The organism is Streptomyces bugieae (assembly GCF_036352915.1).
Classification (GTDB): domain Bacteria; phylum Actinomycetota; class Actinomycetes; order Streptomycetales; family Streptomycetaceae; genus Streptomyces; species Streptomyces endophytica.
Window position 1 is genome coordinate 1 of record NZ_JAZBJP010000018.1, and the last position, 21719, is coordinate 21719.

Genomic DNA, 21719 nt, shown 5'->3' on the forward strand with positions numbered 1-21719 from the left:
ACCTGGAACAGGTAACTGCAAGGCCGTCGCACCTGGTCGGAGGGTGTACGACCGTTGTAGCCGCAATGGAATCGGTGTGCCACGGTAGCCCCATGGCAGGCAACCGCACCCCCTCGCACCGCCCTGACCAAGCCCACCCGCACAGCCACGACCGCGCCGACCTGGCGCACCCCCGTGACGGCCATGGCGACAGCCCCGCCCACCCTGGTGACGGCCATGGCGACGGCCCCCACGGTCAGGGCCCCGGCCACTCCCACCCCGGCCACCACGGTCAGGGCCCCAGCCACTCCGATCCCGACCCCCACGGGCAGGGCCCCAGCCACTCCCACCCCGACCCCCACGGGCAGGGCGCCAGCCACTCCCATCCCGGTGCCCACGGCCACGCCCACGGCCACTCCCACCCCGGGCTGCCGGCGCAGGCCGGGCGTTGGGGGCGGGTGCGGCATCAGCTTGGTCATCTGCTCACCCCGCACAGCCACGAGGCCGCGGACAAGGTCGATGCCGCGATGGAGACCTCCCGGGAGGGCATGCGCACGCTGTGGCTCTCGCTCGGGATCCTCGGGGGGACCGGGCTGGTCCAGGCGGTCGTCGTCGCGATGTCGGGCTCGGTGGCACTGCTCGGTGACACCCTCCACAACGCCGCGGACGCCCTGACCGCTGTGCCGCTCGGCATCGCCTTCGTACTCGGCCGCCGTGCGGCGAACCGCCGCTACACCTACGGCTACGGACGCGCCGAGGACCTCGCCGGTATCGCCATCGTCCTCACCATCGCCGCCTCCTCTCTCCTGGCCGCTTACGAGGCCGTTGACCGCCTGCTGCATCCCCGTGACGTGACCCACCTGGGGGCGGTGGCCGTGGCCGCCGTCGTCGGGTTCCTCGGTAACGAGTGGGTGGCCCGCTACCGCATCCGCACCGGCCGCAAGATCGGTTCCGCGGCCCTGGTCGCCGACGGGCTGCACGCCCGCACCGACGGTTTCACCTCCCTCGCCGTCCTCCTCGGTGCCGGCGGCGCAGCTCTCGGCTGGCGCCTCGCCGACCCCCTCATCGGTCTGCTGATCACCGCCGCCATCCTCGTCGTCCTCCGCGACGCGGCCCGCGAGGTCTACCGGCGGCTGATGGACTCCGTCGACCCCGAGCTCCTCGACACCGCGGAGACCGCCCTGCGCACAGTGGCCGGGGTCCGTGACGTGGGCCAGGTCCGCATGCGCTGGATCGGTCACACGCTGCGTGCCGAGGCCGACATCGTCGTCGACGCCCAACTGACCGTGGTGCAGGCCCACGCGCTCGCCGTCGCCGCCGAGCACGCACTGATCCACGCCGTCCCCCGGCTCACCGCCGCGACCGTCCACACGGATCACACGACCGAGGGCACCGGGATCACCGACCCGCACGCCGCCCTCTCCCACCACGCGGCGGCCTGAGAGGGAGCCGCGTTACGGGGCCGCGTTACGGGATCGTGTTGCGGGGCCGCGTCCGCGAGGGCACTGCTCTGCTGTTCTCTTGCTCTCTCGCTCTCCTTCCGGGGCGGTCGCCCCTTTTCTTGCGTCCGTGCTTGTGCTGCCTTGCTGCTGGTCAGGCGTTCTGGTGCCTGGCGGCCAAGTAGCGCTGGGTGAAGTCGAGTTCCAGGCGGACCTGCTTGATGCGTTCCTCGACGACGAGGGAGCCGTGGCCCGCGTCGTAGCGGTAGACCTCGTGCGGGTGGCTGCGCTGTTCCAGGCGCTGGACGTAGTTCTCCACCTGCTGGATCGGGCAGCGCGGGTCGTTGACGCCGGCGGAGATGTAGACCGGGGCCCGCACCGCGTCCACGTAGGTCAGCGGGGACGAGGCCTCGAAGCGCTCCGGGACCTCCTCGGGGGTGCCGCCCAGGAGGGTGCGGTCCATGGCCTTGAGGGCTTCCATCTCGTCGTTGTAGGCGGTGACGTAGTCCGCCACCGGTACCGCCGCGAGGCCCAGTGCCCAGGCGTCCGGCTGGGTGCCGACCCCGAGCAGCGTGAGGTAGCCGCCCCAGGAGCCGCCGGCCAGGACCAGCTGCTCCGGGTCCGCCAGGCCGGAGCCGACCGCCCACTCGCGCACCGCGGCGATGTCTTCGAGCTCGATCAGCCCGACGCGGTGCTTGAGGGCGTCCGTCCAGGCGCGGCCGTAGCCCGTCGAGCCGCGGTAGTTGACGCGTACGACCGCGAAGCCGTGGTCGACCCACGCCGCCGGGGACGAGGCGAAGGCGTCGCTGTCGTGCCAGGTCGGGCCGCCGTGGATGTCGAACACCGTCGGGAAGGGGCCGTCACCCGCAGGCTGCTGCACCAGGGCGTGGATACGGCCGCCCGGGCCGTCCACCCAGACGTCCCGCACCGGCACCGACCCCGGCGCCTTCATACCGGGCGGGTCCAGCACGACGGCACCGCTCGTCGAGCGCACCTCCGGGGGCTGCGCGGCCGACGACCACAGGAACTCGACCGTTCCGTCCGGCCGTGCCGTCGCGCCCGAGACCGTCCCGGCCGGGGTCTCGACCCGGGTCAGCGCCGTGCCCGCCGGCTCCGCTCCGAGGTCGTACCGCCACAGCTCGCTGCGGGCCTGGTACTCGTGCTCCACGAGCAGTGCCGAGCCGTCCGGGTACCAGTCGGCGCCGACGTCTCCCGGGAGGTCGATCTCCAGGGCCGTCTCCTTGCCGGTCAGCGGGTCCCAGATCATCGGCTCCCAGCGGCCCCGGCGCTGGTGCCCGACCAGCAGCCGGGAGTCACCGTCCACCGGTGCGAAGCCCAGCACCGACAGGCCCAGCTCCTCGGTGCCGCCGTCGGTGTCGTCCAGCTCGGCGACCGTGGAGCCGTCGGGCCGGACGACGCGGATCGCGGAGTGCATCGCGTCGCCGTGCTCGGTGTGCTCGATGGCGATCAGTGAGCCGTCGTGCGAGAGATCGCCGACGCCCGCCGACTCGCGGTGCCGGTAGATCTCCACCGGGGACTGTCCCGGGCGTACGACGTGGATGGTCGAGCCGTCGTCGTCCGTGGAGCGGCCGACGATCGCGGTGCCGTCGCGGCCGATGGCCAGACCTCCCGGATAGGAGGGGGCGAGTCCGGGGGTGGCCGGCTCGTCCGGGCCGCCGGCGAACGGCTGCCGCATCCAGATGCCGAACTCGTCCCCGTCGGTGTCCGAGAACCACCACACCCATTCGCCGTCCGGCGAGAGCGTCCCGTCCGTCGTGCCGTTCGGCCGGTCCGTGGCCTGCCGCTGGGCGCCGGTCGCCCGGTCCCAGGTGTACAGCTCGAAGGTGCCGGTGGCGTTCGAGACGAACAGCGAGCGGTCCGGGGCGTCCTCGGCCCAGTCCGGCAGCCCGATCCGCGGGGCCCGGAAGCGCTTCTCCCAGTCGGGCATGTCCGTGATGTCCGTCTTCGGCGAGCCGGCCGGGTCAGGTGTCGACGCGCCCGGGCCCGTTATGGGGTCGGCCGAGTCCGTCAGCGTCCCGGAGGAGCGGGCGGAGCGGTCGGGGTCGGCCGAGGAAGGGGTCGGGTCGGGCGTGCGGTCGGGGCCTGCGGTCGTCTCGTCAGTCATGCGCCCATTCTGCGCCCGGCGCTCGAAATGCGTTGGCGAGGGCCACAACCCTGTGGATAACTTCGCGGTATGCGAAAACACACCGGCCCCGACGACTGGCGGGAGACCAATCGCGCGAGGTGGGACGAGCGGGTGGCCATCCACACCGCGAGCGATTTTTATGACCAGGAGCGCTTCCGCCGGGTCCGGGACGTGATCCGCGACTTCGAGACCGCGGAGGTCGGGGACGTCACCGGCCGGTCCCTGCTCCATCTCCAGTGCCACTTCGGGCAGGACACGCTTTCCTGGGCGCACCGCGGCGCCGCCCGCGTCGTCGGCCTGGACTTCTCCGAACCGGCCGTGGAGGCCGCCCGCGAGCTCGCCGCCGGACTCGGCTACGGCCCGGACCGTGCGGCCTTCGTCGCCGCCGACGTCTACGACGCCGCCGAAGCCGTCCCCGACGCCTCGTACGACATCGTCTACACCGGTATCGGTGCCCTGAACTGGCTCCCGGATCTGGAGCGCTGGGCCGACGCCGCCGCCTCGCTCGTCGCGCCCGGCGGCTTCCTCTACCTCGCCGAATTCCACCCGCTGGGCGACGCGCTCGACGACGAGACCGGCGCGCGGATCGTCCACGACTACTTCAATCAGGACGCCTGGGTCGACGAAGTGCCCGGTACCTACACGGACTTCGAGGCGCCGACGGTCAACAACCGCAGTGTCGAATGGCAGCATCCGCTGGGCGATGTCGTCTCCGCCGTCGCCGGCGCCGGTCTGCGCATCGACTTCCTGCACGAGCACGACATGACCATGTTCCAGCGGTTCGCCGCACTTCGGCGGGGCGACGACGGGTACTACCGCTTTCCCGGCGACCGTCCCCGTGTTCCCCTTATGTACTCGCTGCGGGCCAGTCGTCCTCGTTGAGGCGCGTTTCTCCGCGCCCATTGCCTCCGGGTCCCGGGGGCAATGCCGTTCGCCTGTACCGCCCCGGCTAGTGTGTCCGACCGGTCCCGGCCGGTCGGACGGCAACGACGGACACCGGCCGGCGCAGATCATCGCGGAAACAACGCAGAACAACGCAGAACATTGCAGAACAACGCGGAAACACCGCAGAACAACGGGGGATTGCCGTGCGGAAGCCGATACGTATCGCGGGTGCCGCGGGTCTCAGCGCGCTCATGCTGCTGGCCGTGGGATGTGGCGGGCCCGGTAACGGCAAGGCGGCGCCCGGGCCGTCGGAGGCCGTGACGCCCGCCAAGCCGCTGCCGATGAAGGCCACGCCCCGCCAGGCCACCTGGACCGACTCCGACGACAAGGCGCATCCGCTGCGGATCACCCCGACGCGGCTGGCCCGCGGCTCGGACTCCGACCTCTCGCACATCCGGCTGGACGACGACCTGAAGGGGAAGGTGCCGTACTACCTCACCTTCTCGTACACGAACACCGGCAAGAAGACGGTGAAGAACCTGTCCCCGGAGCGGAACTTCTCCGTCACCGGGGCGGACGGCCAGCCCGCCCAGCCGGTGTCGCTGTTCCAGTCCAACCCGTTGGCCACGAGCTCCGGACTGCCGCCCGAGTGCCGTGAGGGCGGCGCGTCGCAGCTGGCGGCCGGCGCCACCGCCGCGCTCTGCCAGATCTACATGCTCCCCAAGGGGCAGCCGCCGGCGACCGTCTCCTACAAGGACGACGGGGGAGACACCCTCATCTGGAAGGTGGGCGAGGGCGGTGCCGAAGGCGGTGCGTCCGACGGGATCCTGCCTGCGGGCAAGCCGGCCGACGGCGTCACGGAGGACACCGACAAGCGGCCCGTCTCGCTGCGGATCACCCCGAAGAGCGTGCGCGCCGGCTCCATCGCCGACCTGGGCCGTTTCGACCTGAACGCGGACCAGAAGAAGATGGTCCCGTACTACGTCACCATGCAGTACCGGAACAGCGGCAAGTACGACCTGCTGCCCAGCATGAGCGACGGGGTGACGCTGCAGACCGCGGCCGGACAGACCGTGCAGAAGATGGTGCTGATCGACATCGGCGGCCCCGGTGTCAGCCAGTGCCCCGAGGCCGTCCCCGACAAGATGGTGAAGCCGAACGGCGTGGTGACCGAGTGCTCCATCCACCTGCTGCCGAAGGGCGACGCGCCGACAGCGGTGATCTTCAACGGTGAGGGAGAGGGCTCGCACCAGGTCACCTGGCGCGCCTCGGTGGCCGGCAAGTAGCGCTCCGCACCGGAGAAGTGGCAAGGCGGCCGGCCGGTCGATGATCGGCCGGCCGCCCTGTCCCTCCAGGGCGAGGCTCCGCCGCCCCGCCCCGGAGCGCGGGTTCTCAGCTCAACCGCAGCGGCAGGGACACCAGCCGCCAACTGCCCGGGACCTGCGCGCGTTCCAGGCGTTCCGGTGGGACGGCGAGCGCGACGCCGGGGAAGCGTGCGAGCAGCTTCCCGAGAGCGACCTCGCCCTCCTGTTTGGCCAGCGTCGCTCCGAGGCAGTAATGCGGACCGTGGCCGAACCCCACGTGGTTCTCGGCGTGGCCCGCGGGATGGCGGGTCAGATCGAGGCGTTCCGGATCGGTGTAGTGGCGGGGATCGTGGTTCGCCGACACCAGGATGAGCTGCACGGCGTCGCCCTTGCGGATCAGGGTGCCGGCGAGCTCGACGTCCTCGGTGGCGTACCGCAGCTGCGTCATGTGCACCGGCCCGCACCACCGCATCAGCTCGTGGACGGCCCGCGGGAGCAGGTCCGGGTCGTCCCGGAGGAGGCGGAGTTGCCCGGGGTGGGTGAGCAGCGCCGCCGTGCCGTTGCCTATCAGGTGGGCGGTGGTCTCGTGACCGGCCAGGACGAGGGTGAGGACCATGGTCACCATCTCGACGTCGCTCAGCCGGCCGCCGTCGTCGTCATGGGTGCGGATCAGCTCGCTGAGCAGGTCGTCGGTGAGCGCGCCGCGGCGTTCCCGGATCAGCTCGTGGATGTGGTCGATCATCGCGGGGAACGAGACGCTGAGCCGCTCCGGTTGGAGGGAGACGAGGTCGGCACCCCATTGACGCCATTGCGGACGGTCGGCTTCCGGTATGCCGACCAGTTCGCAGATGACCGTGATGGGCAGCGGGTACGCGAAGTGCTGGATCAGGTCGACGACGCCGTCCTCGGCGTGCTCGGGGAGCCGGTCCAGCAGGGTGTCCGCTATCTCCGCCACGCGCGGCCGCAGGTTGGTGATCTTGCGTGCGGTGAACGCGCGGGAAACCAGGCGGCGGAGCCGGGTGTGGTCCGGGGCGTCGTTGTTGAGGATCGAACCGAGCAGGTAGACGCGCAGGTGCTCGGGGAAGCCGAGCATGTCCAACAGCCGCACCGTGGGTGAGTCCTCGGGCCTGGCGCCCAGGGAGGAGGCGACCGGGTTGTTCGCGAACCGCGGGTCGCGCAGGACCTGCCGGACCTCCTCGAAACGGGTCACGAACCACGCGGGCGAGTCGTCCATGAACCGGCCGCGGACGACCGGCCCCTGCTCGCGCAACGCCCCGTACCCGCCGTAGGGGTCGCTGATCAGCGCGGGATCCATCACCTGCGGCTCGCCCGGGTGTTTCCCGACGTGCGCGGTGAGCGGGGAGCGGGGTAATGCCGACATCTTTCGTTCTCCTCCGGTTGGGAGTGGGCGAGGCGGCCGAGGTCGGTCACCGGCCGCCGTCTCCGGCCGCCGCCGCGCCCGCGGCGGCGACGTACCCGCCGCTGGGTCTCAGCGACGTATCTGGCGGTCCATCTCGCGGGCGGACAGCTCCGCCAACTGCTCGTAGAGGGCGATGACTTCCGGTACGGCCGCGGTGGCGGCCCGGTGTGCGTGCTCGGGGGCGGTTTCGAGCGTGCTCCGGACCGTGTGGGCCAGGATCTCCGCACGCGTCCGAGGGGTGTCCGGAGCCCGCTCGTGGAGCAGCGTCTCGGCGGTGAAGAACCCGGTGGCGATCGCCATCAGCGCGTACTGCTGGTGGCGCACCTCCGTGTCGGTGCGCACCAGACCGTGTGCGCGCAAGACCTCGAGGTGGCGTCGCAGGGTCCGGTCGGCCTCGACGATCAGCTCCGCGAGCTCCTTCTTGGCGTGGTCGTTGAGCCGGCCGAGGACGTCGGAGTCGTCGGTGTACAGGGCGCGCAGCACGGGCTCGGCGAGGAAGTCCTGGAAGCGCCCGCGCATCATCCGGCTCGGCAGGACCTCCAGCGGATCGGCGCGGAGGCGTTCCACCTGCCGTTGCTGGCTGCGGGATTGCGCCTTCAGCATGACGGCGAGGAGCAGTGAATCCTTGGTCTTCCAGTGGAGGTAGACCGTTCCCTTGCCCACCTTGGCGCGCCGGGCGATCTCGTCGATCGTCACCCGTGCGTACCCCCAGGCGAGCAGCAACTCCCCGGCCACCTCCAGGATCCGCTCCCCGCGCTCCGCCCGCTCCATGGTTTCTTCCCCCTCCCCCGCCGGCACGCGGATTCTTCGGGCTCCGCGTCCGTCTCTGCGCCTGCCTCCGGGCTCTGACTCCGTGACCAGATACGAAATCTGGTCACGAAGGCCAGGCTAGGTACGGCGACGGGGAGGCCGGAAGGCGCTTTCCGGACAGGTGGGTGATGGTGGGGCGACTGGGCGGCTGGGCGGCGGAGCCGGGCCGCTACCGGAACAACCCCAAAGCCCCGTCGAGCGACCAGCTCTGCCAGCTCATGGCCAGGAGGCCGACGGCCGAGATCAGCGCCATCATGAGGTTCTGCCCCTGTTCCGCCCAGTCGTGGATCATCAGGATCAGGTAGATCAGATTGAGCACGGCGCCGGCGACCAGGGCTATCGGTGTGAGGAAGCCCGTGATCAGTCCGAGGCCGAGGGCCAGTTCGGCGTAGGCGACGAGGTACGCCATCAGGCGGGGGTGCGGCTTCACGAAGCGGTCGAAGCTTTTGCGGACGGCGGGCCAGCGGTGGTCGGCCGCGATGCCGGCCGCCCAGTCGATGCCGCCGCCGGCGAACCAGGTCTTCTTGTCCTTGTGGCGCCAGCTCTCCAGCCACCACAGCCCGAGGCCGATCCGCAGGACCGCGCACCACTCGGCGCCGCTGAGCCAGATCGTGTGCATGGTCGTGCCCATGTCGTCCCTCGATTCGTCCGCGGCGGAAGTGAGATCTGATGGAGCGTCAGGTAGCTGCGATGTCCGCAAGTTCAGCGGGTGGGGGCTCATCCCGCAAGGGGGGCGGCTCGGTCCGTAAGGGTCGGCGTTCCCGGGAGGGGGGAGTTGCCGGGCGCGCCTTGTCGTCGCGAGGGGGAGGTCATAGCCTCGGAACTGATGGGTCGTCAGATTCGGGCCCGTGGGGACTCACCGGCGGGCAGTTGGGGGTACAGCGTGATCAGCAACGAGAGCGGCACGGCGGAGCTTCCCGAGATCATCAGCGTGGACGATCACGTGATCGAGCCGGCGCACCTCTTCGAGACCTGGCTTCCGAAGAAGTACCAGGACAGGGGGCCGAAGCCGTTCACCGCCGGCATCGGTGAGCTGGAGTACGTGGGCGGGAAGTACCGGTTCACCACGGACCCGGACGGTCAGATCACGGACTGGTGGGAGTACGACGGGCAGATCTTCCCGTACAAGCGCATCATCGCGGCCGTGGGCTTCTCCCGGGACGAGATGACGCTGGACGGGATCACCCGGGAGCAGATGCGGCGCGGCTGCTGGGACCCCAAGGCGCGGCTCGCGGACATGGACCTCAACCACGTGGAGGCGTCGCTCTGCTTCCCGACGTTCCCGCGCTTCTGCGGCCAGACCTTCGCCGAGGCGCAGGACAAGGAGGTCGGGCTCGCCTGCGTCCGGGCGTACAACGACTGGATGGTGGAGGAGTGGTGCGGGGACAGCGGCGGCCGGCTGATCCCGCTGTGCCTCATCCCGTTGTGGGACATCGACCTGGCGGTCGCGGAGATCCGGCGCAACGCCGCCCGCGGGGTGCGGGCGGTGACCTTCAGCGAGATCCCCACGTACCTCGGGCTGCCGTCGATCCACTCCGGGTACTGGGACCCGTTCTTCGCGGCGTGCGAGGAGACCGGGACGGTGGTGAACATGCACATCGGGTCGTCGTCGCAGATGCCGGCGGCCTCACCGGACGCCCCGCCCGCGGTCCAGGCCGCGCTCTCCTTCAACAACGCGATGGCGTCGATGATGGACTTCCTGTTCAGCGGTGTGCTGGTGAAGTTCCCGCGGCTGAAACTCGCGTACAGCGAGGGCCAGATGGGCTGGATCCCGTACGCACTGGAGCGCGCCGACGACGTCTGGGAGGAGCACCGGGCCTGGGGCGGGGTGAAGGACCTGATCCCCGAGCCGCCGTCGTCGTACTACTACCGGCAGATCTTCTGCTGCTTCTTCCGGGACAGGCACGGGGTCGAGGCGATCGAGACCGTGGGGGTCGACAACGCGACGTTCGAGACGGACTACCCCCACGTCGACTCGACCTGGCCGCACACGAAGCAGGTGGCGGCCGAGCACATGGCGGGGCTGCCGGACGAGGTGACGTACAAGCTCCTGCGCGGGAATGCGATCCGGATGCTGGAGCTCCCCTTCGACCAGGGGTGAGGTGTTCCGGAGGGGGCGGTCCGGCACCGCGTCGTGACCCGGGCCCCGGGCCCGGATCCTCGCGGTGCCGGACAGTTTGCCGGACAGCCGGCGAGACGAGCCCTACGTCCAGCCGGCGGCCGTGGCGGCGGCGACGGCGTCGGCCTCGGCGGCCTCCGCCTCGGCGTTCAGCGGGTCACTGGCACCCAGGCCGTCCCGCCCGGCGGCCCTTCCGGCGGCCAGGGACGCCTTGAGGGCGGCGTCGTACGCGGCGTCGCAGAGCTGGTTGACGCCGTGGGAGCGGGCAATCTGGGCGGCGAGGACGGCGGCCGCGGCGGCGTTGCGTGCGTGCCGGGCGTCCGCGGCGGGGTCCGGGCCGCCCGCGGCCAACGCGGCGACCGCGTCGGCGGACAGCCGGAGCGCGTTGGCGGCCTTCGCGGAGGCCGCCGCCGGCACGGCCACCACGGCATCCGGGGCGGCCGCGAAACCGGCGAAGCGGCAGGCGGCGGCCGTACGGGCGGAGGCGCTGCGGGCGCGTGCGGTGTGCCTGGCCCTGAGGGCGTCCTGCGAGGTGCTTCTCTGTCGTTGCTCGTCTCCACCGGGCTCGGTCATGGCGGTCTCCTTGCCTGCATCGGCTGTCGTCGCCGGCCGCGGACACGGCGTCCGTCGGGGCCGGCCAACGGGTGCCGCGCAGGGTGGCACGCCGGGCACCAACAGGCCAGAGGCACGACACCGGAACCCCTCGATCGCTCGCGCCCGCTGGCCATCGGCCCTCAGCCATCACCCCTCAGCCATCGGCCCTCGGATAACGCCAGTTGAGGTGCGCGAGCTCGCGTGCCCGGGCCTCGGCGACCGCCATCCGCGCACGGCGCTCCGCGCTGTCCGTGTGGGACGGCTGGCTGGTCGCCTGGCCGGGCCACTTGCGGTAGAGGAGGCCGACCTCCGAGGAGAACCAGCCGCGGGCGGTGGCGTTCAGGGCGAGCAGCAGGCCGGTGTCCTCCGAGGCGGGGAGGGCCATCCAGCCGCCGAGGGCGAGGAGCAGGTCGCGGCGGACGCAGAGGGACGCCGGGTGGACCTGGGCGCGGAAGTCGTTCGCCTTCCAGAAGTCGAGGACGGCGCCGCGCTCGATCGGGCCCGCCTCGGGGTCGCCGGGGAAACCGGCCGTCGAACCGTCGGGCAGCAGGTCGAGGGTCCGGGACGTCGCCCAGCCGATGCTGCGGTCGCCCTCCAGGGCGGCCAGGTCGCGGGCGAGCGTGCCGGGCGTCAGCTGGTCGTCGGCGTCCAGGACCTTGATGTACTCGCCCTCGGCATGGGCCAGGGCGATGGTGCGGGCGACACCGGGGCCACCGGCCCGCCCCTGGCGGAAGGTCACCCGCGCGTCGTCGGGCACGTACGGGGCGACCTCGTCGGTGTAACCGTCCTCCTGGACGACCCAGTGCCACTCCCACCCTTGGGGGAGGTCCTGCTCGCGGAGGGACTTGTAGGCCTCGGGGAGGAAAGGGGCCGAGGGGGCGTGGACGGCCGTGACGATGATGACGCGCCGGCGCACGGCACTCACCACCTTTCGAGGGGAGTGGTGAACAGCATTTCCGTGCGGTCGCCGGGCAGGACGACGTGCGAGACGTCGACGATCCGGTCCCGGGTGTCGATCGAGGTCTTGCGGAGCACGAGCACCGAGGTCCCGGGCGGGAGCTCCAGCTCCTCCGCCTCCTCGGGCGTCGGCGGGCGGGCGGTGACGCGTTCCTCGATGCGGTCGACCTCGATGCCGACGGTGGAGAGCTGGGCCTGCGAGCCGCCCGGCCAGGGTTCGTTGGCCGCGTCGAGCAGGGCCGGGTTCCCCGCGATCAGATCGCGGACGAGGTAGGACGTCACCAGGCTGAAGGGGGCGCTCTCGGCCGCGCAGCGCGTCCGGTAGGAGCGTGCGAGGAGCGGGGTGCCCTCGGGGAGGCCGAACGCCGCCGCGAGGTCCTCGTCCGCGGTGGTCTCGCGGTACGCGGCGTGGAAGATCAGGTCGTCGACGTCCAGGCCGGTCTCGCGCTCGGTGGCGCCGGTCCGGGCCCGCTCCTCCAGGGACCGGCGGGCGCGGTTCTTCTCCCACTGGTGGCGAAGATTGGTGCGCACGGTCGCGGTGCGGGGGCGCCGGACGAAGTTGCCGCGCCCGTGCTGCTTCTCGATCAGGCCCTCGTCCCGCAGGACCCGGAGCGCGTCCCGGACGGTCGGCACGCTGCGTCCGAACTCCTCGGCGAGCTTCGCCTCGGCCGGGAGGCGGTCCCCGGGCTTGAGCTGACCTGCGCGGATGGACTGCCGAAGCTGGTCGGCGATCCGCTCGTACGCCACTGCCATCGCCTTCACCGTCCCGTCGCTCGGCGCCTCGGCCAGCGGGGTGATCAACCGGCTGACCGGCCGGACGACACCAGGTTACGACTCATAAAGAGGTGTTGACGAGTTGGCGGGCGAGCCGGGACCGGCAGACGTGCGCGGCACCTGAACCGGGAGCGGCAGACATGGAAGCGCCCGATCGCTGGCGACGGGGGATGCACCAGCGATCGGGCTGCGGCCAAGAGTAGCAAGGCTGTCAGCACGACGGGAGTCAACTGCTTAAACAGGACCCGGAGTTGTGATCGGAGTCACGTCGTCCCAGGTCGTCGTCATGTGCCGCACGGCGGCTCGTACGAGAGATGGGGCAGGTACTCGCGCCACTTCTCCGGCGTCAGGACGCCCCGCGTGGTGGAGCAGATGCGGCGGATCGCCGGATCGGGGTCCAGGCTCCACAGCCGGACGGTGCCGGCGCCGCTCGACACCGCGAGCAGGTGGCTCTTGGGGCTGAACGACAGGAAATTGCCGGTCTTGGCATTGGGGCTGGCCGCCTGGCCGATGGCCGTGGCCCGGGACGGGACCGTGACGTTCCAGAAGCGGACCGAGTTGTCGTCGCCGCCGCTCGCCAGGGTCCGGCCGTCCGGGTTGAACGTCAGCGAGACGACCGCTTCGGTGTGGCCGGTGAGCGGCGGGCCCAGCGGCGTCGCCCGGCGGGGGGCGGTGACGTTCCACAGCCGGACCGTGTCGTCGTCGCCGCCGCTGGCCAGCGTGTGGCCGTCCGGACTGTAGGCGAGCGCGTTGACGGGACCGAGGTGCCCTCGGAGCGGGGCGCCGGCCGGGGCGGCATGGCGCGGGTCGGACACGTCCCACAGCCGGATGGTGCCGTCCGCGCTGCCGCTGGCGAGCGTACGGCCGTCCGGGCTGAAGAGGAGGGAGTTGATGAAGCCCCTGTGGCCGGTGAGCGGGGTGCCGAGCGGAACCACGTGGGACGGGTCGCCGACGTTCCACAACTGGACGGTGCGGTCGTCGTAGGCGGTGGCCATGGTGCGGCCGTCGGGGCTGTAGGCCAGGGAGTCGGGGCCCGCGAAGCGGGTGTGCAGGGTGAGGGGCGGCCCGGCCGGGACCGGGTGGGCCGGGTCGGCGACGTTCCACAGGTACACCGACCGGTGCCCGGTCCGTACGACGAGGGTGCGGCCGTCGGGGGAGAACGCCATCGAACGGTGGTAGCCGTCCGCGCGCATGAACGGCCCGCTCAGGGGCACGGGCCGGCCGGGGGTGTGCACGTTCCACAGCCGGACCCGTCCGTCGAGCGCGGCCGTGGCGAGCACCCGCCCGTCCGGACGGAACGTCCCGTTCCGGCCGATCATGTCCGACGCCGGTATCGACCACAGGCGGACCTTGCTGTCGCCGCTGCCGGTGGCGAGGGTCCGGCCGTCGGGACTGAAGCCGAGGGCGTACATCTCGCCGCTGCCGCCCGCGAGGGGCTCGCCGACCTGCGACGGGTACGCCGGATCGCTGACGTTCCACAGGCTCGCCGTGCTGTCCGCGCTGGCGGCGGCGAGCATCCCGCCGCCGGGGCTGAAGGCCACCGACCAGATGGGACCGGTGTGGCCGGTGAGCGGCGAGCCGATCGCCTTGGCGCGCTCGGGGTCGGACACGTCCCACAGCCGGATGGTGCCGTCCGCGCTGCCGCTGGCGAGGGTGCGGCCGTCGGGGCCGAAGGCCACGGAGTGGACCAGGTCCGTGTGGCCGGTGAGCACCCTGTCGACCGGCCGGGGGTGGCGCCGGTCGGACACCCTCCACAGCCGGATGGTCTCGTCGTCGCTGCCCGCCGCGAGCATCCGTCCGTCGGGGCTGAACGCGACGGAGCGTACGGCGGCGGTGTGGCCGGTCAGCGTGGCGAGCGCCTTCGGGCGGCGCGGGTCGGCCACGTTCCACAGGCGGACGGTGCGGTCCTCGCCGACGGAGGCCAGGGTGCGTCCGTCCGGGCTGAAGGCGACCAGGTAGATCGTGCCCTGGTGGCCGGCCAGCGGCGCGCCGAGCCGGGACGGGTGGCCGGGGTCGGTCACGTCCCACAGCCGGATCACGCCGTCGTCGCCGGCGCTGACGAGGGTGTGCCCGTCCGGACCGAAGACCGCGCTGCTCACCCAACTCTTGTGGCCGGTCAGGGGCTTGCCGAGCGGCTCGGGGCGGCCCCGGTCGCGCACGTCCCACAGCCGGACGGTGCGGTCGTAGCCGGCGGTGGCCAGGGTTCGCCCGTCGGGGCTGAACGAGGTGAGGTAGACGGCGCCGGTGTGGCCCCGGAGCGGGGTGGCCAGCGGGGCGTTCACGATGGAGAGCAGCCGGTTGTTCGCGCCCTCGTCGTGGGGACGCAGGTGGTGCGCCACCAGGTCGAGTTGGGCCGACAGGGACGGGTCCGTGTACTGGGCGCGATCGGCTTCGGTGAGCACCTGCTGGAACACCGAGTCGTCCCGCTGCTGCCACGCCACCACCGCCGAACCGAGCGCCAGCATCGCCATGACGACCACGGCCGCCACCGCACCACGGCTGAGCCACACCGTGCGCCGGCGCAGCCGGACCGAGGCGGCCAGGAACTCCACCGCGCTGCGGGTCAGAAAGGTGTCGCCGGCGGATTGCGCCCAGTTGCGGGCCTGCTCCAGCCGGGAACCCCGGTAGAGGAGGGAGGTGTCGCGGTCCGAGCCCTCCCAGGCCCGGCCGTCCTCCTCCAGGCGCTGGCGCAGCAGATTGCCGTTCCGGTCCTCGTCGATCCAGTCGCGCAGCCGCGGCCAGGCGTGCAGCAGCGCCTCATGGGTGATCTCCACGGCCTCCGCGTCGAGCGTCACCAGCCGGGCGTGCACCAGCGCTTCGAGCGATTCCTCCGTTTTGTGGGGATCCGTTGACTCGTCCGCCAGTTGGCGCCGCGTCCCCCGCCTACGGGTGGCCTGGGTGTCCTCGCCCAGCCGGACCAGCCTGAGGAGGAGCAGTCGCGCGGCCGTGCGTGCCGTCGGGTCGAGGCCGGACCAGGCCCGCTCGGCGGTCGCCGCCACCGCTCCCTGGATGCCGCCGGCCGCGCGGTAGCCGGCCAGTGTCAGCCGGCCCGCCTTCCGGCGCTGCCAGGTGGCGAGCAGGGCGTGCGAGAGCAGCGGCAGGACACCCGCGTCGTGCGCCCCGCCGGGACCGTCGGCGCTCACCTCCCGGACGATCAGTTCCGCCAGCCCCGGTTCGAGTTCCAGCCCCACGGCCTTGGCGGGCCCGGTCACCGCCTCCCGCAGCTCCGCGCTGGTCAGCGGCCCGAGCACCATGTGCCGGTGCTGCAACGCATCGGCCAGTTCGGGATATCCAAGACATTTCTCGTAGAAGTCGGCGCGTATGCCGATGATGACGAGCGCGGGTGCCGGGTCGTCCGGGCATGGGGGTCCCCCCTGTTCGAGCGGAGTCGAGAACGTGGGGGAGGGCGTGCACGCGGCGTGGAGGAGCTGGATGAACGTCCGCCTGGCCACCTCGTCGGAGCAGAGGGTGAACGCCTCCTCGAACTGGTCCACGATCACCACCGGCCGAGCAGCTCCCGACGCCCCGCGCCGCGCCCAGGCCGACACGGCCTCCCGCACGGCGTGCGCGAAACGGGGGGTGCCGGGTTCCGGCGGGGTGCCGGGCTTGGTGCCGGCGTCCGTCGGGGGGCCAGGGTGCGTGGGAGTACGGGGATCCGCCGGGGTGCCGGGATGCGTGGGAGTACGGGGATCCGCCGGGGTGCCGGGCTCCGTCGCCGGGGGCTCCGTCGCCGGGGGCTCTGTTGCCGTGGGTTCCGTCGCCGTGGGCTTCGGCGCGGTGGGCTCCGTCGCGGTGGAGACGACGCCGGCGAGCTCGGGAATCCGGCGGAGCAGCTCCCCGACCGGATCGCCGCCCGGCACGAGCTGCAGCACCTCCCGCGCCGCACCGCCCGTGCCGTCCCCCACGCCGCCGCTCCGCAACGCGGGCACCAACCCGGCGTTCAGCAGCGACGACTTTCCGGCCCCCGAGGCGCCCACGAGCATCACGAGACCGCCCGTCCGCTCCGCCGCGCGGAGCTGGGTGACGAGGGCCTCCGTGCTCCGCTGTCGGCCGAAGAACCACCGGACGTCCTCCGGACGGTACGAGGCCAGGCCGCGGTACGGGCACACACCGGGTACGGGCGCGGCCTCGTCCGGCGCGCGTTCCTCCTCCTGCGCGGACGCCGCGGCGCGGTCGCCGACCGCCCGCTCCCACAGCCGCTGCCACTGCGCCAGGTCGTACAGGCCCGTCGACACCGGCACCGGCCGCGAGCGCCGGGCCTGGGGGATCAGAACCTGCAGCACCGCTGCGAGGGCGGCGAACTGCGCGGGCACGTTCTTGGCCCGCCGCCAGTCGCTGATCCGCTGCACGGAGACCCGCACCGGCCGCCCTCGCTCGTCGACCCGCTGCAGTCGGACGACCGCCTCGGCGACCTTCTTGAGGGGAGGGTTGCCGGCCTCCTTGTACAGCAACGCGAGACGCTCGGCGAAGACTGAGCGCGCCCCTGAGTCGGAACTCAAGGCCTCCACTCCTTACTTCCCCCGCAGCTGGACATCCGGACCGGAAAACTCACCTTAGCTGGCTGACCTGTGGTTAAGCCCTCGGCCCGACTCCGGAACCTCCTCGCCGGGACCCACGACTGGCAGTATCCCGAACCAGCGGCGCAGCACCCGGGCCTTGCCCGGCCAGGCAAGGCCAGGCCAGTCCACGCACCCAGTATCCGGAGCACCCGAAGCACTCGGAGTTCCGGACCACCACCGGGACCGGTCGGAGTTCTCGCAACACCGGAGTCCGCGGAGTTCCCGGAGCACCGGGAGTTCCCGGAGCAACAACTCCTGACGCCTGTTCCCGGCCACCGCCCTCCGGAATCACCAGCCGGCGGGGACGGCCGGTGCCGGCGGCCGGACGCTCGGCACGAGGACCTGAGGAGCCGGCTCGGCCCGGCCCGGACTGCCGCCGCGTCGACCAGGGTCCGGCCCTTCCCGGATCCGCGCCGGTACGGGGGGCGCGGATCACGCCGCCCGCGCTGTTCGGCACCGGTCCCCACGAGGGGAGGGACCGGCGCCGAATGGCGCGGCGTTGCTTTTGCGGGAGTTCGCGGGGCGGGAGCGTTGGGTGAGCGTGGCGTGGAGCACCTCCGGGCGCCGGGCACGGAACGGTCCCGCACCCAGAGGATGCGGGACCGTGGTGCTGCTTCCAGGCGTGGCGCCGGGTCAGCTCTCGGGCGCTGCCTTCCGGCGGCGCATCCACCACATCAGCCCGCCACCGGCAGCGACCAGGGCCGCGGCCGTACCGGCGATGAGGCCGACAGGGGTGTCGGATCCGGTGTGAGCGAGGTCACCGCCCGGGCCGTTCGTCGGCGGCCGGCTTGCCCCGCCGTCACCGGTGGGCGGGGTGCTCGTGCCCGGGTCCGGCGTGTGGGTGGCCGGAGGGGTCGACGGTTCGCCCGGCTTGCCGGTGTGGGTAGGCGTGGGGGTGGGTGTGGGTTTGTCCCCGCTGCCGTCTCCGGTGGCCTTCGCCGCGGTGTTCCCGCCGAGGAACAGGGTGTCCTGGTTCTCGGCGTCGTCGGTCATGGTGTGCACGGACGTCTGCGTGGTGCGCGGAAGGTTCCGGTGCTGGGCCTGAAAACGCAGGCGGGTGATGTTGCGCTTGGGAGACTTGGAGAAGTCGACACCACCCACGATGTAGATCTGCGTGGTGCCGCCGGTGGGGACCTCGTAGCGGAACTCACCCTCCTTGAAGATCTTCACGTACCGGTTGAAGACCCCCTCGCGCGTCCACTTCTGGTTCGGCGCCCGCAGCGGCCACTTCGCCACGTCTCCGGAGTTGATGATCTTGCGGTAGTCGGTGGGCGCCTTGGCGTCCTGCCGGCGGATCCACTCCGCCGCCACCCGGGAGGTGTAGACGCGGCGCAGGTCCGCGTACTGGGGGGCGGTGTTGATGGTCTTCTCGACCGCGGGCACGATCATGCGGTCGATGACGGCCTGGGCCCGCTTGATCGTGGCCTGGTCCGGGTCGCAGATCGGCTCGCCGGGGCCCTGGGTGACGGTTTTCTGCGCGGTGGACTTCAGGCCGAGCGGTGCGTCGAGGATGTAGATGCCGCCGTCCTGCTCGCGGACCTTGGCGGGCTTGGGCTCGATCCAGTTGCGCAGGCCCGGCATGCACGGCTTGCCGTTCTCCTTGGGCAGGGCCGCCCAGTACCGCTTCCCCAGGTCCGTCTTGGGGTCCATGGCCTTGTAGAAGTCGTGCTTCATCTGAAGGTCGGCTTCCAGCAGCACGCGACCGGCGTCGGTCTTGCCGAACTTGCTGTCCATGATCTTGTCCGGCTGGTCCGGGTTGAGGTTGACCCAGAACTTCTCCGGGGTCAGGGCCAGCCAGGTGAAGAACGCGTCGGAGATGAGCTGGGCCTTGGCCTTGCCGCCGTAGCCGGGGTTGGTCTCCTCGTCGGCCTTCTTGGCGGAGAAGGAATAGTCCATGCCCTGTCCCTTGACGGGCTTTCCGACGTACTTCAACTCCAGCGTGGTGAAGTCCACACCGCCCGGTCCGCGGACCCGCTGACCGGAGTTACCGAGTCGACGGCCCCGCTCGAACTGCTCCTTGGCCTCCTTGGGCGTGGGAACGGACCGGTTGATCTGGTCGTTGCCGCCACCACGGGACCCGGTGAATTTGCCCGGGTTGGGGTTCATGTACGGGTCGTAGTTGCTGAACCGACCGGGCTTGTAGCGGGCGTGGTAAGTGGATCGGTGCTCGTAGCGGATGATGCGGGGCCGGCCGTCGGGCCCGTTGCCGAACTCCTTGGACAGCTTGTCGTACATCTTGCGGGTCTCGTCGGTCTGTTCCTGCCCGAAGATCGGCCGCAGGCGTACCTTCGGGTCCGCCCTGAGGACGGCCTGGTCCTTGGGGCGTTGGCCCCCCGTGTGGTTGCCGCCGGACTTGATCTCGACCCGGTCGCCGGTCTTGTAGTTGACGGCGTCGTACCGGCGGTAGCGCTTGTTGCCGTCCTTGTCGGTGTACTGGACGTTCTCTTCGCAGTACCAGTCCGGCCCGGTCAGCCCGAGGTCCTGTACGACCTTCTTGTGGAAGGCGCGTCCGCGGCCGCCGCGGGCAGCCATCTCCAGATAGGACTCGTTGAGCCAATTGTGGAAGCTGCCGAACTTGTTCTTGCCGCCGGCGTCGTCCAGGAACCGCTTGTAGGAGGCCCAGACCTTGCGCGGGTCGCCTTCCTTGTAGCCCTCCGGCCCGTGTTCGAGGGCATTGAGGAACTTCTGCTGTTCGGCAGGTGTGTCACCTGGCAGGATCACGCCGTCCATGGCCTGGCGCTGGGAGTCGAAGAAGTACTCGTCCCACTCGCTCGAGGGGCGTACCGGCTTGTTCCAGGGGATCTTGTCGATCGGAGTGGGAGGAACGTGCTGGAGGCCGAACATGTCCTCGCACAGTTCCTGCTTCTTCTCCGTCGGCGGCTTCGGTGCCGCGTCCGCGGTGCCCTGAAGGGACGGCAGCCCGGTTAAGGACAGGATGCCGGCACAGGCCAGCGCGATCGCCGTGCGTCCCAGGGCACGCTGACGACGCGGCCGTATCGGATGGGTCACGTGGTTCTCCGTAGGGAGCCCAGAGGTGGGTCTCTGAGTGCGCGGCGTCAGGGGCCCCCGTGGTCGTTGACGCCGCCAAGCCCGCCCACCCTAGGTGACCAACTCACGTATTCCGCAAGGGGATTCGGCGCACCGTCCTGAACTCGCCACCGTGGCCCGGATGTCGGTGGCGGCGGTTACGGTGGCGTGATGAGTGACACCGATTTCTGGAGCTGCCCGCCCGACTCCGGGGTCTGGGGGTCCGGGGACCACACCATCACCCTCGTCCTGCCCCCCTTCTCCGGCCCTGGACCGGTATTCGCCGCGCATGACCCGGTGCGGGCGCAGGAGTTCGCGGAAGCGTTCGGGACCGTCGACGAGGTCCTTGAAGAGGTGCAGTCGGCATCGGCTGCGGAACCGATGGCTCTGGAGACGCGGAAGGACCTGGATTTCATCAGGGTCGGCTGCTGGGGCAATGTGCTCGCGATATCGGATCCGTCCCTGGCGGACAACGGCAATGCGCACCCGGTGCTGGGCCAGGTCACGGCTCTTCGTGACCGGTTTCCGGGGGCTCGGATCGTCGGGTCGGCGCATGTCGACTGCGGGGAGACCCACTCCGAGGACGTCATCGTCGTGCCCGGCGTTCCGTTGCTGCATTCCGAAGGGTGGCCCGGTGAGGAGCCGTGGACGCTCATTGGTGACCTGCAAGCCGTCCTGGACGCCCTCGGCATCACTCCCGAGGTGTTGGAGGAAGAGGATGTCGAGCTGTCAGGCGATCCCCGCTACAGCGACTGGGAGGGGCTGGCGCGCCTCGCGTTGGGACCGTACGACCCCTGGGGCCGTGCGGATCTCCTCACGTCGGTGTTCCGGGTCCGGCACACCGAGTCCGCGACGGCCCTGATGGAAGAGATCTGGCTCCCTGACGTGTGAGGGGACCGCCCCTCTCGGGCACCGTGCGGCTTCGAGCGGGCAGGCGTGTGCGCGTCGGGGCCGCAGTCCTCTGCCGAGGAGGGTGGGAGATACCCGCAGGAGTCCCGGTGCATCAGCTCGGGCGGCATGCGGACGGTACGCGGAGGCCGGTCGGTCCTTGAGACGGGACAGGAGGAGCCGGCCAGCCTCGGCTCCCATGTCGTGGCAGGGCTGGGCGACGGTGGTCAGGCGGGGGTGAAGAGGTCTGCCCACTTGCGTCGTCGAAGGCGATGAGGGCGATGCCGGTGGGGACGGTCTTGCCTCGTTCGGGCAGGGCCCGCAGGGCACCGATGGGCATGTGGTTGTTGCCGATGTCACCGGATGCTGCCCCCTCCAAGCCGCCGAGGACACCCTGTGCTCCCGCGCTTCCAGCTGCCGCCACGTAGTCGCCTTGGCGGTTGCACGCTTTCGCCTATGAGTATCTAGCCGGGGAAGCGCGTCTCCATCCGGCTCGCATGCCCTTCTCGTACCGCGACAGGGCTCCTTGGGTGACCTCAGCAGACGCTGCCAAGCGATCAACAAGGCCGAGGGGGCGAACCCCGCGGAATGGACGCGCTGCGTGAGCTGCGCCACAGCTTCGTCTCGCCGTGGACGGCACCTTCAAGTCGAACCCGGGGCGCTGGTCACCCAGTTAGTCACGCACAACGCAGGAGAGGCACCTACCAAAACTGGTAGGTGCCTCTGACCTGTGTTCCTTCAGTCGGGGTGGCGGGATTTGAACCCACGACCTCTTCGTCCCGAACGAAGCGCGCTGCCAAGCTGCGCTACACCCCGAA

Annotated in this window: 14 protein-coding genes and 1 tRNA gene; 5 read left to right on the plus strand and 10 right to left on the minus strand. The window is 71.2% G+C overall.

Annotation, left to right across the window (positions count from 1 at the left end; genetic code table 11):
- The first annotated feature begins 407 nt into the window (after positions 1-407).
- Positions 408-1421: a cation diffusion facilitator family transporter gene (locus V2J85_RS24475; RefSeq protein ID WP_419836830.1), complete on the plus strand. Its 1014-nt coding sequence runs from the start codon at positions 408-410 to the stop codon at positions 1419-1421.
- Positions 1422-1572: 151 nt separating this feature from the next.
- On the opposite strand, the gene V2J85_RS24480 is transcribed toward V2J85_RS24475, so the two are convergent.
- Positions 1573-3366 carry a S9 family peptidase gene (locus V2J85_RS24480; RefSeq protein ID WP_261957512.1) on the minus strand — a complete coding sequence of 598 codons (1794 nt, stop codon included), beginning with the start codon at positions 3364-3366 and terminating at the stop codon, positions 1573-1575.
- Between the two features lie 246 nt (positions 3367-3612).
- Between V2J85_RS24480 and V2J85_RS24485 the strand changes: the two genes are divergently transcribed.
- Both V2J85_RS24485 and V2J85_RS24490 read left to right on the plus strand, forming a co-directional pair.
- Positions 3613-4446 (plus strand): class I SAM-dependent methyltransferase, encoded by an 834-nt coding sequence (locus tag V2J85_RS24485; protein WP_330822735.1) that lies wholly within the window; start codon positions 3613-3615, stop codon positions 4444-4446.
- A 206-nt stretch (positions 4447-4652) separates the two neighbouring features.
- Positions 4653-5735: a hypothetical protein gene (locus V2J85_RS24490; protein WP_330822736.1), complete on the plus strand. Its 1083-nt coding sequence runs from the start codon at positions 4653-4655 to the stop codon at positions 5733-5735.
- Between the two features lie 106 nt (positions 5736-5841).
- Here V2J85_RS24490 and V2J85_RS24495 read toward each other — a convergent pair whose 3' ends face one another.
- From V2J85_RS24495 to V2J85_RS24505, 3 genes are all read right to left on the minus strand, one after another.
- The gene (locus V2J85_RS24495; protein WP_330822737.1) at positions 5842-7134 is read right to left on the minus strand and encodes a cytochrome P450 family protein; all 1293 of its coding nucleotides are present in this window, start codon (positions 7132-7134) and stop codon (positions 5842-5844) included.
- Positions 7135-7242: 108 nt separating this feature from the next.
- Positions 7243-7944 carry a TetR/AcrR family transcriptional regulator gene (locus tag V2J85_RS24500; RefSeq protein WP_261956512.1) on the minus strand — a complete coding sequence of 234 codons (702 nt, stop codon included), beginning with the start codon at positions 7942-7944 and terminating at the stop codon, positions 7243-7245.
- A gap of 208 nt (positions 7945-8152) precedes the next feature.
- Positions 8153-8602 carry a DoxX family protein gene (locus V2J85_RS24505; RefSeq protein ID WP_261957511.1) on the minus strand — a complete coding sequence of 150 codons (450 nt, stop codon included), beginning with the start codon at positions 8600-8602 and terminating at the stop codon, positions 8153-8155.
- 264 nt (positions 8603-8866) lie between these two features.
- Here V2J85_RS24505 and V2J85_RS24510 point away from each other — a divergent pair, with 264 nt between their 5' ends.
- Positions 8867-10084, plus strand: coding sequence for an amidohydrolase family protein (locus V2J85_RS24510; protein ID WP_261956511.1), 1218 nt, complete (start codon positions 8867-8869; stop codon positions 10082-10084).
- Positions 10085-10186: 102 nt separating this feature from the next.
- On the opposite strand, the gene V2J85_RS24515 is transcribed toward V2J85_RS24510, so the two are convergent.
- From V2J85_RS24515 to V2J85_RS24535, 5 genes are all read right to left on the minus strand, one after another.
- Positions 10187-10675 (minus strand): hypothetical protein, encoded by a 489-nt coding sequence (locus V2J85_RS24515; protein ID WP_261956510.1) that lies wholly within the window; start codon positions 10673-10675, stop codon positions 10187-10189.
- Positions 10676-10850: 175 nt separating this feature from the next.
- On the minus strand, positions 10851-11612 hold the full coding sequence (locus V2J85_RS24520; protein ID WP_261956509.1) for a glycosyltransferase family 2 protein: 762 nt from the start codon (positions 11610-11612) through the stop codon (positions 10851-10853).
- A 5-nt stretch (positions 11613-11617) separates the two neighbouring features.
- Entirely contained in the window at positions 11618-12406 is a 789-nt protein-coding gene (locus V2J85_RS24525) for a GntR family transcriptional regulator (RefSeq protein WP_330822778.1), read from the minus strand.
- 305 nt (positions 12407-12711) lie between these two features.
- Entirely contained in the window at positions 12712-16935 is a 4224-nt protein-coding gene (locus V2J85_RS24530) for an nSTAND1 domain-containing NTPase (RefSeq protein ID WP_330822738.1), read from the minus strand.
- 684 nt (positions 16936-17619) lie between these two features.
- The gene (locus tag V2J85_RS24535) at positions 17620-19995 is read right to left on the minus strand and encodes an LAETG motif-containing sortase-dependent surface protein (protein ID WP_330822739.1); all 2376 of its coding nucleotides are present in this window, start codon (positions 19993-19995) and stop codon (positions 17620-17622) included.
- Positions 19996-20184: 189 nt separating this feature from the next.
- Here V2J85_RS24535 and V2J85_RS24540 point away from each other — a divergent pair, with 189 nt between their 5' ends.
- Positions 20185-20904, plus strand: a complete 720-nt coding sequence (locus V2J85_RS24540; RefSeq protein WP_330822740.1) for a DUF6333 family protein — start codon at positions 20185-20187, stop codon at positions 20902-20904.
- A gap of 739 nt (positions 20905-21643) precedes the next feature.
- On the opposite strand, the gene V2J85_RS24545 is transcribed toward V2J85_RS24540, so the two are convergent.
- Positions 21644-21717 (minus strand) — tRNA-Pro (locus tag V2J85_RS24545).
- Positions 21718-21719 lie beyond the last annotated feature (2 nt).